This is a genomic window from Streptomyces sp. RFCAC02 (genome assembly GCF_004193175.1).
GTDB lineage: Bacteria > Actinomycetota > Actinomycetes > Streptomycetales > Streptomycetaceae > Streptomyces.
The window spans coordinates 6033920-6050582 of record NZ_SAUH01000001.1; the positions used below are offsets into that span (position 1 = coordinate 6033920).

General features: G+C 73.2%; 12 protein-coding genes and 1 pseudogene. 7 read left to right on the plus strand and 6 right to left on the minus strand.

The annotated features are described in order from the left end of the window. Positions 1-147: 147 nt before the first annotated feature. Genes EMA09_RS27690 through EMA09_RS27710 form a run of 5 tightly spaced genes read left to right on the plus strand, consistent with a single transcriptional unit; the run spans position 148 to position 7663 of the window. Entirely contained in the window at positions 148-3870 is a 3723-nt protein-coding gene (locus EMA09_RS27690) for a nitrate reductase subunit alpha (RefSeq protein WP_129843690.1), read from the plus strand. Next, on the plus strand, positions 3870-5588 hold the full coding sequence (narH, locus tag EMA09_RS27695; RefSeq protein WP_129843691.1) for a nitrate reductase subunit beta: 1719 nt from the start codon (positions 3870-3872) through the stop codon (positions 5586-5588). Before EMA09_RS27690 ends, narH begins: the two co-directional genes overlap by 1 nt. Then, positions 5585-6277, plus strand: coding sequence for a nitrate reductase molybdenum cofactor assembly chaperone (gene narJ / locus EMA09_RS27700; protein WP_129843692.1), 693 nt, complete (start codon positions 5585-5587; stop codon positions 6275-6277). The genes narH and narJ overlap by 4 nt, the downstream gene beginning before the upstream one ends. Positions 6278-6320: 43 nt before the next feature. Next, positions 6321-7070 (plus strand): respiratory nitrate reductase subunit gamma, encoded by a 750-nt coding sequence (narI, locus tag EMA09_RS27705; protein WP_240796602.1) that lies wholly within the window; start codon positions 6321-6323, stop codon positions 7068-7070. Continuing rightward, positions 7067-7663, plus strand: a complete 597-nt coding sequence (locus EMA09_RS27710) for an HPP family protein (RefSeq protein ID WP_129843694.1) — start codon at positions 7067-7069, stop codon at positions 7661-7663. Before narI ends, EMA09_RS27710 begins: the two co-directional genes overlap by 4 nt. Before the next feature lie 52 nt (positions 7664-7715). On the opposite strand, the gene EMA09_RS27715 is transcribed toward EMA09_RS27710, so the two are convergent. Together EMA09_RS27715 and EMA09_RS27720 are read right to left on the minus strand one after the other, a co-directional pair. Next, positions 7716-8300, minus strand: coding sequence for a hemerythrin domain-containing protein (locus tag EMA09_RS27715; protein ID WP_129843695.1), 585 nt, complete (start codon positions 8298-8300; stop codon positions 7716-7718). 18 nt (positions 8301-8318) lie between these two features. Then, on the minus strand, positions 8319-9521 hold the full coding sequence (locus tag EMA09_RS27720; RefSeq protein WP_129843696.1) for a hypothetical protein: 1203 nt from the start codon (positions 9519-9521) through the stop codon (positions 8319-8321). Between the two features lie 215 nt (positions 9522-9736). Here EMA09_RS27720 and EMA09_RS27725 point away from each other — a divergent pair, with 215 nt between their 5' ends. Together EMA09_RS27725 and EMA09_RS27730 are read left to right on the plus strand one after the other, a co-directional pair. Beyond that, complete coding sequence (locus tag EMA09_RS27725; protein WP_129843697.1) at positions 9737-11263, plus strand: UbiD family decarboxylase; 1527 nt, start codon at positions 9737-9739, stop codon at positions 11261-11263. Between the two features lie 45 nt (positions 11264-11308). Then, positions 11309-11917, plus strand: coding sequence for a UbiX family flavin prenyltransferase (locus EMA09_RS27730; RefSeq protein WP_129843698.1), 609 nt, complete (start codon positions 11309-11311; stop codon positions 11915-11917). On the opposite strand, the gene EMA09_RS27735 is transcribed toward EMA09_RS27730, so the two are convergent. The 4 genes and pseudogenes from EMA09_RS27735 to EMA09_RS27745 form a co-directional block, all read right to left on the minus strand. Then, the gene (locus EMA09_RS27735; RefSeq protein ID WP_129843699.1) at positions 11865-12794 is read right to left on the minus strand and encodes a dioxygenase; all 930 of its coding nucleotides are present in this window, start codon (positions 12792-12794) and stop codon (positions 11865-11867) included. The two genes, EMA09_RS27730 and EMA09_RS27735, sit on opposite strands and share 53 nt — an antisense overlap. A gap of 127 nt (positions 12795-12921) precedes the next feature. Then, on the minus strand, positions 12922-13647 hold the full coding sequence (locus EMA09_RS27740; protein ID WP_346655861.1) for a pyridoxal-phosphate dependent enzyme: 726 nt from the start codon (positions 13645-13647) through the stop codon (positions 12922-12924). 47 nt (positions 13648-13694) lie between these two features. Further along, positions 13695-14060, minus strand: a pseudogene (locus EMA09_RS29530) (pyridoxal-phosphate dependent enzyme); the annotation flags it as partial. A gap of 76 nt (positions 14061-14136) precedes the next feature. Continuing rightward, positions 14137-16599, minus strand: coding sequence for a serine/threonine-protein kinase (locus tag EMA09_RS27745; protein ID WP_129843700.1), 2463 nt, complete (start codon positions 16597-16599; stop codon positions 14137-14139). Positions 16600-16663 lie beyond the last annotated feature (64 nt).

Below are 16663 nucleotides of genomic sequence, written 5' to 3' on the forward strand. Positions count from 1 at the left end.
GTGTCGCGGTTCCGCCCGTGCGGGGGGCGCGCGGCCCCACCGGCGTGGCCTTCGCGCCCCCGGGCGCGACCGGCGGTAAGGATGGCCGTCGTGACCGTCCCGGCACCTGCGGCCGGGAGCCGGAGGAGACCGTCCGGGAGGGTGGCCATGCCCGAGCGCACCGCCGACGAGGAGGTCCGCGGCCCGGACGGCGGCGGGGCCGCCGACGCCCTGCTGAGGGTGGGACGGTTCTTCCGCCGCGGCACGTTCGACGACGACCTCGGCGCCGTCCACTACCGCGGGGGCCGCGAGGGCGACGTCTACTACCGCGACCGCTGGGCGCACGACCGCATCGTCCGCTCGACCCACGGCGTCAACTGCACGGGTTCCTGCTCCTGGAAGGTGTACGTCCGCGACGGCGTCATCACCTGGGAGACGCAGGAGACCGACTACCCGAGCGCCGGCCCCGACCGGCCCGAGTACGAGCCGCGCGGCTGCCCGAGGGGAGCCGCGTTCTCCTGGTACACCTACTCGCCGACCCGCGTGCGCCACCCGTACGTCCGCGGCGTCCTCGCCGAGATGTACCGCGAGGCGCGGGACCGCCTCGGCGACCCCGTGGCCGCCTGGGCCGAGGTGACGGGTGACCCGGAGCGCCGCCGCCGCTACCAGCGGGCGCGCGGCAGAGGGGGGCTCGTCCGCACCACCTGGGACGAGGCGCTGGAGATGATCGCCGCCGCGCAGGTCCACACCATCGCGCGATGGGGCCCCGACCGCGTCGCGGGCTTCTCACCCATCCCCGCCATGTCGATCGTCTCCCACGCGGCGGGGGCGCGGTACCTGTCGCTGACCGGCGGCCAGATGCTGTCGTTCTACGACTGGTACGCCGACCTGCCCGTGGCCTCGCCGCAGGTGTTCGGCGACCAGACGGACGTCCCCGAGTCCGGCGACTGGTGGGACGCCGCCTACCTGCTCATGTGGGGCTCCAACGTCCCGGTCACCCGCACACCCGACGCCCACTGGATGGCGGAGGCCCGCTACAACGGGCAGAAGGTCGTCGTCATCGCCCCGGACTTCGCCGACAGCGCCAAGTTCGCCGACCTGTGGCTGCACCCCCATCCGGGCACCGACGCGGCCCTCGCACTGGCCATGGGGCACGTCGTCCTGCGCGAGTGCTTCGTCGAGCGGCGCGTGCCGTACTTCGACGACTACGTGCGGCGCTTCACCGACCTTCCGTTCCTCGTCACCCTGGAGGAACGCGACGGCGCCACCGTCCCCGGCCGGTTCCTGCGGGTCTCCGAACTTCCCGGGGAGCTCGCCGGCGAGCACGCGGATGCGGCGGACGCGGCCTGGCGCACCGTCGTGCTGGACGACGCGACCGGCCGCCCCGTCGTGCCGAACGGCACCGTCGCCGACCGCTGGTCGGGGACGGCGGGCCGGTGGAACCTCGACCTCGGGGACCTCGTGCCGCGGCTCACCCTCATCGACGACCCGGCGGCCGGCGGCGTGGGCGTCCTGCTGCCGCGCTTCGACACCCCCGACGGCTCGGGCGCCCTGCTGCGGCGCGGCGTGCCCGCCCGGCGGCTGGCGCCGGACGGCCCGCTCGTGACGACCGTCTTCGACCTCCTCCTCGCCCGCTACGGCGTGACGCGGCCCGGACTGCCGGGCGACTGGCCCGCCGGCTACGACGACGCGGACGCCCCGGGCACGCCCGCCTGGCAGGAGGGCATCACCTCCGTCCCCGCCGCGGCGGCCGTCCGCGTCGCCCGGGAGTTCGCCCGGACGGCCGAGCGCACGCGCGGCCGCTGCATGATCATCATGGGCGCGGGGGCCAACCACTGGTTCCACGCCGAGACCATCTACCGGTCCATGCTGACCCTGCTGCTGATCACCGGCTGCCAGGGCCGCAACGGAGGCGGCTGGGCGCACTACGTGGGCCAGGAGAAGTGCCGCCCGCTGACCGGCTGGACCGCGCTGTCGGGGGCGCTCGACTGGCAGCGCCCGCCCCGACAGATGATCGGTACGGGCTTCTTCTACCTGCACACCGATCAGTGGCGCTACGACCCCTTCCGCGCGGACGTTCTCGCCTCCCCGCTGGGCGACGGCCGGTTCGCGGGCATGTCGGCCGTGGACCTCCTGGCCAGGTCGGCGCGGCTCGGCTGGATGCCGTCCCACCCCGCGTTCGACCGCAATCCCCTCGACCTCGCGGACGAGGCACGGGAGCGCGGCCTCGACCCGGCGGAGCACGTCGCGGCCGAACTCGCCGCGGGACGCCTGCGGTTCGCCTGCGAGGACCCCGACGATCCCCGCAACTGGCCCCGGGTCCTCATCGTGTGGCGCTCCAACCTCCTCGGCTCGTCCGCCAAGGGCGCCGAGTACTTCCAGCGCCACCTGCTCGGCACCGACGCCACCGTGCGGGCCGGCGAGGCGCCGCCCGGCGCCCGCCCGCGCGATGTCGCCTGGCGGGACACCGCGCCCGAGGGCAAGCTCGACCTCCTGGTCGCCATGGACTTCCGCATGACCTCGACGGCCCTGCTGTCCGACATCGTGCTGCCCGCCGCCACCTGGTACGAGAAGCACGACCTGTCCACGACCGACATGCACCCCTTCGTGCACGCCTTCAACCCGGCGATCGACCCGCCCTGGCAGGCGCGCACCGACTTCGACGCCTTCCACGCCCTGGCCGGCACGTTCTCCGCGCTCGCCGCCCGCCACCTGGGCGTACGGCACGACGTGGTGGCCACCCCCCACCAGCACGACACACCCGGCGAGACGGCCGATCCGGCCGGCACGGACCGGGACTGGCGCACCGGCGGCGAACGCCCCGTGCCCGGTGACACCATGCCGGCCCTCACCGTCGTCGAGCGCGACTTCGGCGCCGTCGCCGCCCGCATGCGGACCCTCGGCCCGCTCGCCGACCGGCTCGGCATCCCCGTCAAGGGCGTCACCTACGACGTACGGGAGGAGGTCGCCGATCTGGCACGGCGCAACGGCACCGCCACCGGCGGCCCGGCGGACGGCCGTCCGCTCATCGACACGGCACCCCGCGCCTGCGAGGCCGTCCTCGCCCTGTCCGCCTCGACGAACGGCCGGCTCGCCGAGCAGGGCTACCGGTCGCTGGCGCACCGCACGGGCCGGGCGATGCCCGCGACGGGCGAGGCGGGCCGCCGCATCCTGTTCGACGACACCCGGGCCAGGCCCCAGCAGGTCCTGGCCGCGCCCGAGTGGTCGGGCATCGAGGCCGAGGACCGCCGCTACAGCCCGTTCACCCTGAACGTCGAGCACGCCAAGCCGTGGCACACCCTCACCGGCCGCCAGCACCTCTACCTCGACCACGCGTGGATCCGCGAACTCGGCGAGGAGCTCCCGGTCTACCGCCCGCCCCTCGACATGCACCGTCTCTTCGGCGAACCCGCCCTCGGCCCCACGGGCACCCGCGAGGTGACGGTCCGCTACCTCACGCCGCACAACAAGTGGTCCATCCACAGCGAGTACCAGGACAACCTGCTCATGCTGGCCCTGTCCCGCGGCGGCCAGACCATCTGGATCAGCCCGGCCGACGCCCGGGCCATCGGCGTCGCCGACAACGACTGGATCGAGGCCGTCAACCGCAACGGCGTCGTCGTCGCCCGCGCCGTCGTCTCCCACCGGATGCCGACCGGCACCGTCTACATGCACCACGCCCAGGACCGCACCATCGCCGTCCCCCGCGCCGAGACCGGCGGCCGACGCGGCGGCACCCACAACTCCCTGACCAGGCTGCTCCTCAAACCCACCCATCTCATCGGCGGCTACGCCCAGTTGACGTTCGCCTTCAACTACCTGGGGCCCACGGGCAACCAGCGCGACGAGGTCACCGTCATCCGCCGCCGCTCCCAGGAGGTGCGCTACTGATGCGTGTCATGGCCCAGATCGCCATGGTGATGAACCTGGACAAGTGCATCGGCTGCCACACCTGCTCCGTCACCTGCAAGCAGACGTGGACCAACCGCGCGGGCGTCGAGTACGTCTGGTTCAACAACGTCGAGACACGCCCGGGCCAGGGCTACCCCCGGCGCTACGAGGACCAGGACCGGTGGCGCGGCGGCTGGGAGCTGACCCGGCGCGGCCGGCTCCGTCCCCGCTCCGGCGGCCGGCTGCGCCGCATGGCCTCCCTGTTCGCCAACCCCGTCATGCCGGGCATCCGCGACTACTACGAGCCCTGGACGTACGACTACCGCACGCTGACCGAGGCCCCGGCGGGCGACGACTTCCCGACGGCCCCACCGCGCTCCCTCATCTCGGGGGAGCGGATGGACACCATCGGCTGGTCCGCCAACTGGGACGACAACCTCGGCGGCATGCCCGCCCACGGCACCGACGACGTGGTCCTCTCCCGGGTCTCCGACGAGGTCCGCCTGGAGTTCGAGCAGGCGTTCATGTTCTACCTGCCGCGGATCTGTGAGCACTGCCTCAACCCGTCGTGCGTGGCGGCCTGCCCGTCGGGCGCGCTGTACAAGCGCGAGGAGGACGGCATCGTCCTGGTCGACCAGGACCGCTGCCGGGGCTGGCGCATGTGCGTCACCGGCTGCCCGTACAAGAAGGTGTACTTCAACCACCGCACCGGCAAGGCCGAGAAGTGCACCTTCTGCTACCCGCGCATCGAGGTCGGCCTGCCCACCGTCTGCTCCGAGACGTGCGTGGGCCGCCTGCGCAACCTCGGCGTGCTGCTGTACGACGCCGACCGCGTGCGCGAGGCGGCGGCCACCCCGCGGGAGCAGGACCTGTACGCCGCGCAGCGCGACCTGTTCCTCGACCCGCACGACCCGGACGTCGCCGCCGCTGCCGAGGCGGCCGGCATCCCGCACTCCTGGCTCGACGCCGCGCGCCGCTCCCCGGTCCGCGACCTCATCGTCACCCACCGCGTCGCCCTGCCGCTGCATCCGGAGTACCGGACGATGCCGATGGTCTGGTACGTGCCGCCCCTCTCCCCGGTGGTCGAGGCGCTCGCCCGCACCGGACACGACGGGGAGGACCCCGGCAACCTGTTCGGCGCCATCGACGCCCTGCGCATCCCCGTCGCGTACCTGGCGGAGCTGTTCACCGCGGGCGATCCGGCACCGGTGCGCGACGCGCTGCGGCGGCTCGCGGCCATGCGGGCGCACCGCAGGCGCCTGAACCTCGGTGACGACCCCGACCCGGGCATCGCCGCGTCCGTCGGCATGTCGGTGGCGCAGATGGACGACATGTACCGGCTGCTCGCCCTCGCGCGGTACGAGGAGCGCTACGTCATCCCGACCGCCGCCGCCGGGGACGCTCGGGCGCTGGAGGAGTCGCTCTCCGGGTGCAGTCTGGACGTCGCGGGCGGCCCCGGCATGGGCGGGGGCCGCGGGTCCGGCCCGTTCGGCGAGGCGTCCGGGCGGCCGGCGCCCGCCGCCGTGGAGGACTTCCACGCCCTGCGGTCGCGCGCCGCCGACGACAGGCCGGCCGACGTCTCGGGCCGCGGCCGCCTCAACCTCCTCAACTGGGACGGCAACGGACGACCGCACGGCCTCTTCCCCGCCCGGCACCGGCCGGACGGCCGGGACGCGGAACCGGAGCGGACGGCCGGGGAGACGGAGCCGCCCCGATGAGCCGCCTGCCCGGTGCCCTCACCCGCCGCGACCGCCGCGCTCCGGCCACCGGCACCCGCGCCCACCGGGTGGTGCGGCGGGCCGCCGGACTCTGCCTGGAGTACCCGGACAGCGCCGTCCTGGCACGCGTCCCGCTGGTACGGGCGGCGCTCGCCGAGATCCCGGAAGCCCCGGGCGCGGCCGAGGTCACCGAGTTCGCGCGGTACCTGGCGGAGGAGGACCCGCTGCGCGCGCAGCAGCACCACGTCGAGGTCTTCGACCTCCGCGCCCGGCGCGCCCTGCACCTCACCTGGTGGAGCGACGGCGACACCCGCCGCCGCGGCCTGTCGCTGGCCGCGCTGAAGGAGCGCTACCGCGCCCACGGACTCCACCCCGGCGACTCCGGCGAACTGCCGGACCACCTCCCGGCCGTCCTCGAATACGCCGCCCTGCGCCCGGACGACGGGGCCGCCCTCCTCACCGAACACCGCGGGGCGATCGAACTGCTGCGGCTCGCCCTCGTCACGGCGGGCACGCCGTACGCCCTCCCGCTCACCGCGGTGTGCGCCACCCTGCCGGGCACCTCACCGTCCACGGAGGCGGATGCGCGGGCACTGTTGCGGCGCGACACCCTCGCCCCGGCCGATCTCGCGGGACCCGAACGCGTCGGTGTCGAACCCGGCCCGCTTCCCCCGGGTGCATCCGCGTGAGCTCCGCCCGCACCGCGCGACCGACCCCCCACCGGAGGCCGAAGTGACCCTCACACCCACCGACGTCTTCCTGTGGGGCGCACTGCCCTACCTCGCCGTCGGCCTCCTGATCACCGGAACGGTGTGGCGCTTCCGCTACGACCGCTTCGGCTGGACCACCCGCTCGTCCGAGCTGTACGAATCGCGGCTGCTGCGCGTCGGGAGCCCGCTGTTCCACTGCGGCCTCCTGCTGGTCGTCGCCGGCCACGTCATCGGCCTGCTCATCCCCGAGTCCTGGACGGACGCGGCCGGACTCGGCGAGGACGGCTACCACATCATGGCCCTCACCCTCGGCATCGCGGCGGGCGTCATGACCCTCGGCGGCATCGCCCTCCTGATCTGGCGCCGGCGCACCCGCGGTCCCGTCTTCCTCGCCACCACCCGCAACGACAAACTGATGTACGTCGTCCTGGTGGCCGCGCTGGTCACCGGCTTGCTCACCACCTTCCTCAACGCCTCGGGAACGGGGGCGGCGGGCGACTACGACTACCGCGGCTCCGTGTCCCCCTGGGTGCGCAGCCTGTTCCTCCTGGCCCCCGAAGCCGATCTGATGGCCGACGCGCCCCTCGCGTACCGGGCACACGCGCTGGTCGCCTTCGCACTGATCGCCGTGTTCCCCTACACCCGGCTCGTGCACGCCTTCAGTGCCCCCGTCGGCTACCTCTTCCGCCCCTACATGGTCTACCGCTCCCGCGCCGCCACGGCCGGCGATCCCGGACGGCGTGCCACGACACGGGCCGGCGCCCCCCGATGACCGTCCCCACGCCCCGGGACCCGTGGGCACGACGCCTGCGCGCGCTGCGCCTGACGGCCCTGACGGAACGCTTCCCCCGCACCCCCGTGCGCGCCCTCTACTGCGGCCTCAACGGCTTCGTCGCACTCCTGGTGATGGCACTGCTCGCCCTCATCACCCACGCGCCGTTCCTCTTCCCCTCCCTGGGCCCCACCGCGTTCCTCCTCTTCCATACACCCCAGGCCCCGGCCGCAGCGCCGCGCAACTCGGTCGGCGGCCACCTGATCGGGGTGGCGGCCGGCTGGCTCGCCCTCGCGGTCACCGGCCTGACCGGCACCGAACCGAACCTGGAGGGCGTCACCTGGCGCCGCGCCCTGGCCGCCGCGCTGGCCCTCGGGCTGACCTGCGCCCTCATGCCGCCCCTGGGCCTGGCCCACCCGCCCGCCGGAGCCACCACCCTGATCGTCGCCCTCGGCCTGCTGCGCACCCCGGCGGAACTCGCCGTCATGATGCTGGCCGTGGTCCTGCTGTGTGTCCAGGGCCTCACCATCAACCGGCTCGCCGGCATCCCCTACCCCCTGTGGCGCCCCGCCCGCGCCCCCGGTCCCTCCTGATCCCGCCGCGCGGCACCCCCGGACCGTCCGGCCCGGGAGCGCCGCCGCCGGATCAGCCGTCGCTGCCCATCGCCCGGCGGATCGCGTCGCGCGTACGGTCGATCAGCGCCGCGACCGGCCCCGCCGCCAGGTTCGCCGCCGCGCCCTGCACCCGGGGGTGCGGCCGGGTCGGCGCCATGGCCTCCGCCGCCTTCACCCCGCGGGCGAGCGCCGCGAGCCGCTTCGGATCGGCACGCCGCCGGATCTGCGCGAACTCGTACCGCTCCTCCGCCCGCGCGTGCCGGGTGACGGCGGTGCGCAACTGCTTCAGCTCCGTCATGAAGCCCGGCGCCGCCGGATCCATGCCGTCCAGCCTGCTCAGCTGCTCCTTGGCCGCCCGCTCCTCGGCGAGCCGGTCGTCCACCACACCGTCCCCGCCGTCGAAGAGACCGCGCACATACGGGTGGACGACCTCCTGCTCGGCCGTCTCGTGCACCGCCAGGAGCTGCACCAGGCTGCGGAACGCCGACCGCCGGTCGTCGCCGGTCGAACGCTCCACCTCGTCGAACAGGTTCCGGATGTCGCCGTGCTGGCGCATGAGCAGCGCCACCACGTCCTCCTGCTCCGAGGTCTCGACCCTGCTGGCCATCTGTGTCATCGCGTCAGCCTCCGCGGATCAGCCGCGCGCACGGAACGCGGGGACGGGGTGCTCGCCCTCGGTCTCGACGCGGTAGTCGGTACCGAACATCTCCCGGTGCCGCGCGAGGACCTCGTCGCTGGGGGCCGGGCCGTCCCCGTTCAGCTCCTGCTGCATGCGCTCGAACCGCTCGTGCGCCTCACGGACGTACCCGGTGCCGAGCGTCGTCAGGTCGAGCTGTTCCGCGATCAGGTCCCGCAGGTACTGCTTGTTCGGCTCGAAGGTGAGGACGTTCGGCAGCTCGGGCGCCAGCACCTCGGCCGGCTCGCGCCCGTCGTGGCGCCGCATCAGGTCGCACGCGATCCGCAGGTGCTCCAGCTCCATGTTCAGGTGCAGCTCCCACAGGGCCTTCACCCGGCGGTCGCTCTCCTGCTCCATGAAGGAGTGGTACAGGTAGCACTCGTTGTACTCGTGGTGGACGAGCTGCTCCCACCAGGTCTCGCCCGGGTCGACGAGCGACTCGTAGTGAGTGACGTGCTCCTCCTCGATCAGCCCGATCTCCTGGTAGAGGCTGCGGGCGATCGGCTCCATGTACGTCGGGCCGACGTTCATGTAGAAGTTCATCGTCTGCTGCTCGGCCGACATGACCGTCAGCGCGTGCAGGCGTGACAGCGGCGACACGGTCGTGCGGTCGTACGGCTCGCGCAGGTTGTCCACCGGGTTCCGGTGGTGCAGCGGGGTCGGCCGGCCCGGCATGACCTCGGTGAGCTGGTCGACGATCTCCTCCGCCTTGCGGTGCTCGATCATCTCGTACAGGTTGGCGTACCGGTACAGGTGGTCGAAGTCCTCCAGCACACCGAACTGGTAGGCCTGCGTCAGGTACGGGTCCGGCTCCATGCGGGCGACCCAGGCGGTGAGGTCCACCGCTACCTGCTCGTAGGCGATGGTCGTCTCCAGGACGGAGGAGACGCCGGGGAGCAGCCAGTTCACGGCCTTCTGCTGCTGCGCCTCGATGTAGCGGACCTCGGCGAGCTGCCGCTTCACCTCCATGTCGGGGCAGTGCCGCGTGAAGTGGTGGCTGAAGAGGAGCGCCTCGACCTCGATGCCGTTCATCGTGATGACACGGCAGCGGGTGTAGGGATCGCAGCGGTCCGGATCGATGGGGGTGACCGACAATTCCCGCCAGTTGCGCAATTGCCGGTCCAGGGGAATGCCCCGCTGCTCGAGCGGATTGAATGTCACGGGTCCTCCTGGAAATGGGGCCCCTTCCTACGCGGGCGGCGCCACGATGGTCACGCGACGTGCCGGGACACCGCCTCATCCGGCCCGTTCGGGCGCGCCGCGACAGCACCCGTCCGGCTGGCCGCCCCCTGCGGAGGCACACCCTCGCCAAAACCCAGCGACATGGACATATCGTGATGAACTGGGTGTGACAGTCGGCGTCACGGAGGCGGAGCATGGCAGGATCCTCACAGCAGCAGTCCGGAGTCCATGACCTGCGTTCGGCTCTGGACCGGTTGCGCCGGCATCCCGGGCAGCTCCTCGAAACCGACCGCGAGGTGGACCCGATCGCCGACCTCGCCGGGGTCTACCGCCGTGTCGGGGCGGGCGGCACGGTCCTCAGGCCGACCCGTATCGGCCCCGCCATGATGTTCAACAGGATCAGCGGGTACGCCGGCTCCCGCGTACTGGTGGGCCTGATGGCCAGTCGCGAGAGGGTCGGACTGCTCCTCGACGCGCCGCCGCGCCGTCTCACCCAGCGCATGGGCCAGGCCGTCAAGGACGCCATCGGCCCCGTCGACGTCGGCCGGGACAAGGCACTGTGCCAGGAGGTCGTGCACCGCGCGGGTGACCCTGGCTTCGATCTGCGCAAACTGCTGCCGGCCCCGACCAACACCGAGGAGGACGCGGGCCCGTACTTCTGCCTGGGACTCGTGCTCGGCAGCGACCCGGACATGGGCACGGACGTGACGATCCACCGGCTGTGCGTGCAGAGCAAGGACGAACTGACGATCTTCTTCGCCCCGGGCCGCCACATCGACAACTTCCGCCGGAGAGCGGAGGCACAGGGCAGGTCGCTTCCCGTGTCGGTCAACATGGGCCTCGACCCGGCCATCCACATCGGCGCCACCTTCGAGGCACCCACCACCCCGTACGGCTACGACGAACTGGCCATCGCCGGCGGGCTGCGCGGCAGGCCGGTGGAGCTGGTGGACTGTCTCACCGTCCGGCAGAAGTGCATCGCCGCCGCCGAGGTCGTCATCGAGGGCGAGATCCTCCCCGACACCCGCATGGCGGAGGACCGCAATACGCACTCCGGCCACGCGATGCCGGAGTTCCCCGGCTACAACGGCCCGGCCAACCCGGCCCTGCCGGTCATGAAGGTCACGGCCATCACCACGCGGAAGAACCCCATCCTCCAGACCCTGGTCGGGCCCGGCGAGGAGCACGTCAGCCTGGCCGGCATCCCCACCGAGGCCAGCATCTACAACGCCTGCGAAGCGGCCATGCCCGGCTTCGTCACCGAGGTCTACTCCCACTCGGCCGGCGGCGGGAAGTTCCTGGCCGTCATGAAGGTCGACAAGTCGGCCGCGTTCGACGACGGCCGCGCCCGCCAGGCCGCCCTCGTGGCACTCGGGACCTACGCCGAGCTGAAGAACGTCATCCTCGTCGACGGGGATGTCGACATCTTCGACACGAACGACGTCCTGTGGGCGATGCAGACCCGGATGCAGGGCGACCGGGACATCCTCACCCTGCCCGGCATCGCCGGCCATGTACTGGATCCGTCCCAGACCCCGGAGTACAACCCGCTGCTGCCGGCCAAGGGCGTCACCGCGAAGACGATCTTCGACGCCACCGTGCCGTGGGAGCACCGCGAGATGTTCGTCCGCGCGCCCTTCCGCGACGTCGACCCGCACCCGTACGCGCCCGATCTCTTCCCCGAGCCGTCGGGCGACGGCGGGAGCGGTCACCGTGACTGACTCCGCCCGTCGCGCACCCACCCTTTCCGAGCCGCAGGAGAATCCATGCCCGAACAGCGTCGTGTCGTCCTCGCCGTGACCGGAGCCGGCGGTACCCGGCTGGCCGGCCGCACCCTCGGTGCCCTCGCGGCGTCGGACCGGGTCGGCCACGTCGACCTGCTCGTCTCGGCGAACGGGCGACGGCTCATGGCCCACGAATCCGGTGCCGACGCGGCGGCCGACCCGGTCCGCTGCCTGCTGGGCGCGCCGTCCCCGAAAGTGACCGTCCTGGACCCCGAGAAGGATTTCGCCGGGCCGCCGTCGTCCGGCAGCTACCGCACCTGGGGCATGATCGTCCTCCCCTGCGCGATGGGGGTGATGGGCCGCATCGCCCAGGGCCAGGCGGACACCCTCGTCGAACGGGCGGCGGACGTCTGTCTCAAGGAGCGGCGTCCCCTGATCCTGTGTGTCCGCGAGACCCCGTTCAACCTCATCCACCTGCGCAACATGACACAGGTCACCGAGGCGGGAGCGGTGGTCTACCCGATGATCCCGACGTACTACAACGTTCCGCGCACCGTGGAGGAGATGGACGAGGAATTCGCCTCCCGCCTGCTCGGCTTCATCGGTCTGCACGACGACGACACGTACGAGTGGGGCCGCGGCGGACGGTGATGGGGAAGTCGGCGTGCCGGAACGGGTTCGCGATTCCCAGCTCCGCCGCCAGGGCCGGATCGTCCACCGTGGTGAACTCCCTGATCAGACCGGCCTTGACACCGAAGACGGCGTCCGAGTCCAGATGGGGCGAACCGGCGACGAACAGGTGGGTGGTCAGGGTCCGGATCCCCGGTGAGCGGACCTGGAGGTGGATGTGCGCGGCCCGGTGCGGATGCCGGCCGGTCGCCGCCAGCAGCCGTCCGACCGGCCCGTCCGTGGGGATGGCGTAGTGGCGCGGCACGACGGTGCGGAACCGGAACCGGCCGTCCTCGTCGGCGGTGAACAGCCCGCGCAGATTGCGGTCGGGGACGTCGCCCGGCCGCTGGACGTCGTAGCGGCCCTCCTCGTCGGCCTGCCACACGTCGACCAGTGCGCCCGCGACGGGCGCGCCGGCGGTGTCCACGACGCGCCCGGTGACGAGGCACGGCTCGCCGTCCGCCGCCTCGCGCTCGTCGATGCTGTCGCCTGTGGCGCGGCGCGGCGAGGGCACGAGGTGGAAGGGACCCTCCACCGTCGACTCGGTGCTGCCGTCGTCCGCCGGGTTGCCGAGCGTCTCGACCACCGAGGAGACGCCGAGCACGTCCGACAGCAGGACGAACTCCTGGCGCGTGGCGTCGGAGGCGTGGCCGGTCTCGGTGAGGAACCTGATGCCCGCCGCCCACTCGCCGGGGGTGAGCCCGACGTCCTTCACGAAGGCGTGCGCGTGCCGCACCAGCGAGGTGAGGACGGCGCGCAGCCGGGCGTCGGGCGTACCGGCGAAGCTGCCTGCGACGATCTCGGCGGAGCGCTCCGCGTCGAACGGTCCGGTGGGCGGGGCGGGGGCGTGGTCGGTCATGGCTGTCTCCCGGCTCCCCGGCGGGCGACCGCCGGGGGAGTGGTGGTCGGTCGGCCGTGTCACACGGAGAACGCCGCCACACCCCCGCACGGCACGGCCCGCTCCTCACCGATGGCCCGGGCCGGGATCAGGGACGGCCGGCGGCCAGCCAGGCCCACGTTCCGGTCCGTACGAAGTCCGCGAGCAGGGTCTCGTACGGCGCGGGATCCAGCCCTCGCGCGCGCACCCACGCCGGGTCCCCGTGGGTGCGTCGGTAGGGCACGCCGCCGTCTCCGACGAGCGTCACGATGCTGCCGCGCGTCCCGGATTCCCGCATGCGGGCCGCCAGATGGCACACGCCCCACAGACCGGTGCCGGCCGCGGGGCCGGCGTCTACGTCCGCCGCGTCGCGCAGCCACCGCATTGCCGCGACGGAGGCGGCGTCGGGCACCGGGATCACCAGGTCGATCACCGACGGGAGGAAGGCTGGCTCGGTCCTCGGGCGGCCGATGCCGGGGATGCGGGACGGCATGCCCGTCGCGTAGTCGGCGCAGTCGGTGGCCCAGGCGGGGAAGTACGCGGAGTTCTCGGGATCGACCACGGCGAGGCGGGTGGGCAGACCGTGACGCCGCAGGTGGCGCCCGACGGTGGCGGAGGTGGCTCCCGTACCGGCGCCGGTGACGATCCACGTCGGGAGGGGGTGGGGTTCCTCCCGGAGCTGGCCGATGATCTCCTCGGCGACGGACGGCGCGTCGTCACCGACCGTCGCGGCGGCGGCGCGCGCGAAGTGGTCGAGGAAGCAGCCGCCCGCGCGGTCCGCCACTTCCCGGGCCTCCTCCGCCACCGCGGCGGGCGGCCCCCGGCCACCTGCCACCCGCCTCCTGCCCGTTCGACCCGTTCCAGGACGGCCGGCGGGGTCTTCGCCGGCACGACGGCGGTGAATGGCAGTCCGAGCAGTGCGGCAAGCCGCGCCCCGGCGACGGCGACGGCCCCACCGGTGGCCACGTACACCGGCGTCCCCGGGCCGATCTCGCCCGCGGTGATCGCATGGGAGAAGATCGCGCGCATCAGGCGGTACTTCGAACTACCAGTGGGAAGCACCGACTCGTCCTTGAGATACACATCGACACCATCGGCACCGGGCAGAACGAGACGCCGCAGCGGCGTGGGGACGCTCCCGGAAGCATCGGCATACAGCCGCCGGACGGCTGCGCGAGCCCACGCGTCGTAACGCCTCTCACTCATGGCACGAGCCCTCCCCCGGCACAGCTCGACGACAAGCCCCATACATCACATGTCTCCCTAGTAGACAGGGATTCGTACCCCAACGGGATGGTCGGGCTCGCGTGTTCGAGAACGCGGCTCACCCGACATCGGCCGCATCACCGATCTCCGTGGCCGCCTCGGCCGGTGTCGCCTCGCCCAGGATCACGCTCCGCGCGCTCTCCCCGACGGCGGCCGACAGGCCGGGGATCCCGAGCTGCTCCCAGTCGGGCTGGAAGCCGGTCGCCGCGGTCAGGACGCCGACCGGGGCCGCCAGCGGTTCGTCCGGGACCACGTCGGCCGCGTCCACCAGGATCGGCAGGGCACCCGTCCCGGTCACGCCGGACTGCTGGGGGCGTTCCGCGAGGAAGAGGGCGAAGGCGGCCGCCTCCGGCGGGGCACCGGCCGAGACGGCCATGCCCTCGGCGTACCCCAGGATCTCCGTGGCGGAGCCCGCACCGTCCTCGACGGCCGGGAAGGGGAAGAAGCCGATGCCGTCCGCCCCGCCGTCCTCCTCGGCGTAGTACCTCGGCGCCCACTGTCCCGTCAGCTCCATCGCGGCCTCACCGCGGGCGAACACCGGCACCTGCCCCGTCATGTAGTCGGCGCTTTCAGCCTGTGCGGGGAACGGATCGAGTGCCGCGAGTTCCTGGAGCAGCTCACCCGCCCGCGTGAAGGCGGGCGCGCTGAAGTCGGCCGTCCGGGCGGCGTTCGTCAACGCTTCCCCGCCTGCCGTGCGCAGCGCCAGGTACGTCCAGTAGTAGGCGCTGGGCCAGGATTCGCCGAGGGCGAGTGCGATGGGTGTGACCCCCGCGTCCCTGAAGGTGCGCACGGCGTCGAGGAAGGCGGACCACGTCTCCGGGACGGCGACTCCCCAATCCTCGAAGAGCGCCTGCCGGTACCAGAAACCGATCACACCCGCTTGCTGGGGCACGGCGTGGAGGGCGCCGCCGTCCTCCGCGCGGAAGACGTCGAGCAGGTGCGGGTTGAGCGCCTCGGCGGCCGGCTCCACCGCGACCGCGAGATCGGCCAGGTGGCCCATGCCCGCGAGTTCGGCGGCCAGCGCCGGGGAGACCCGGAGGACGTCGGGGCCGCTGCCCGCCGCGACACTCGTCGTCACCTGGGCGTCGTAGTTCGCCGCGTCGGGGAGGAACTTCTCGATGGTGACACCGGGGTGCTCGGCCATGAACTCGTCGGCCCAGCCGTCGTAGACGTCCTGATTCGCGTCGTCGGCGGGGTACGCCCACGTCAGGGTCACGGGCGCCGACTGCGCGGAATCGTCACCGGGCGTGGTGCTCGGGTCGTCCGCCTCACCGGGCGGGGTGGGGTCGTCGTCCGCCACCGCGCCGCCGCCGTCGTCACGCCCCAGCAGCCACCAGCCGCCGAGGGCGGCCGCGCCGGCGGCCCCGACCGCCGCACCGCCGAACAACGCCTGGCGCCGGGTGATGCGGGCGGTACGGGCCGGCGGTCCCGGGGCCTGGGTCAGCGGCAGCGGCGTGGGCAGGGGCGCGTACCAGTCCGGGCGTACGACACCCTGCGGAGTGGACGCGGCAGGAGGCGTCGCCGGCGGTGGCGGGACAGCGGGGGACGAGCCCGGGGGAGGCGATGCGGGCGGTGGCGGAACGACCGGCGGGGCCGCGCCCGGTGCGGGTTCGGCCGGCACGGCCGACACACGCTCCTGGATCGCGGCGGCCACGGGTGCGGGAAGCCAGCCGGCGCGCTGGAAATTCTCCGTGGTGGGCGGCGGCGGGGCGTCCCCGTCCGGCGCGGCGGCCAGCAGCCGCAGGATGCCGTCCAGCGTGGGCCGCCGCTCCGGCTCCTTCGCCAGGCACGCCTCGATCACGCCGCGCAACTCGCCGGGGACGGCCGCCAGATCGGGCTGCTCGTAGACGATCCGGAAGTTGACGCCGTGCGCCTCGCCCTCGCCGAAGGGCGCGGAGCCCGACGCGACATGGGCCAGGAGGACGCCCAGCGCGAACACGTCCGCGGGCGGTCCGACGGCACGGCCCGTCAGTTGCTCGGGGGACATGAAGCCGGGTGTCCCGACGAGCGCGCCGGTGGACGTGAGGCGGCTGGCGTGGACGCTCATCGAGATGCCGAAGTCGATCACGCGCGGGCCGTCCGGGCCGAGCAGCACGTTCGACGGCTTGAGGTCCCGGTGGACGACACCGGCGGCGTGGATGGCCTGCAGCGCCTCGGCGATGGCCATGCCCAGCGCGCGGACGGCGTACGGCGGCCAGGCTCCGTACGCCGCGATCGCGTCGTCGAGCGGGATGCCGGCGACGAACGTCGTGGCGAGCCACGCGGGATCGCCCTCCGGATCCGCGTCGACGACGGCCGCGGTGAAAGCACCGCCGACCCGGCGGGCCGTCTCCACCTCGCGGGCGAACCGCCGCAGGAACCCGGGCTCGTCGGCCAGCTCCGGGCGCACCACCTTGACCGCCACCCAGCGCCCGGCGGGTGAGCGCCCCAGGTAGACCTGCCCCATGCCACCAGCGCCGAGCCAGGCGACGATCCGGTACCGGCCGATCTGTCGTGGGTCTTGCGCTCTCAACTCCCGCACGCGGCAAGCCTACTGATACGAACGTGATGGCGGTGGCGTCCGTTTGTCACACCGGTGCATCAGT

Bases quoted from the DNA above. Each gene is read 5' to 3' on its own strand.
- narJ (WP_129843692.1), top strand. From the start codon at position 5,585: ATGAGCCGCCTGCCCGGTGCCCTCACCCGCCGCGACCGCCGCGCTCCG.
- narH (WP_129843691.1), top strand. From the start codon at position 3,870: ATGCGTGTCATGGCCCAGATCGCCATGGTGATGAACCTGGACAAGTGC.
- EMA09_RS27715 (WP_129843695.1), bottom strand. From the start codon at position 8,300: ATGACACAGATGGCCAGCAGGGTCGAGACCTCGGAGCAGGAGGACGTG.
- EMA09_RS27710 (WP_129843694.1), top strand. From the start codon at position 7,067: ATGACCGTCCCCACGCCCCGGGACCCGTGGGCACGACGCCTGCGCGCG.
- EMA09_RS27690 (WP_129843690.1), top strand. From the start codon at position 148: ATGCCCGAGCGCACCGCCGACGAGGAGGTCCGCGGCCCGGACGGCGGC.
- EMA09_RS27725 (WP_129843697.1), top strand. From the start codon at position 9,737: ATGGCAGGATCCTCACAGCAGCAGTCCGGAGTCCATGACCTGCGTTCG.
- EMA09_RS27735 (WP_129843699.1), bottom strand. From the start codon at position 12,794: ATGACCGACCACGCCCCCGCCCCGCCCACCGGACCGTTCGACGCGGAG.
- EMA09_RS27730 (WP_129843698.1), top strand. From the start codon at position 11,309: ATGCCCGAACAGCGTCGTGTCGTCCTCGCCGTGACCGGAGCCGGCGGT.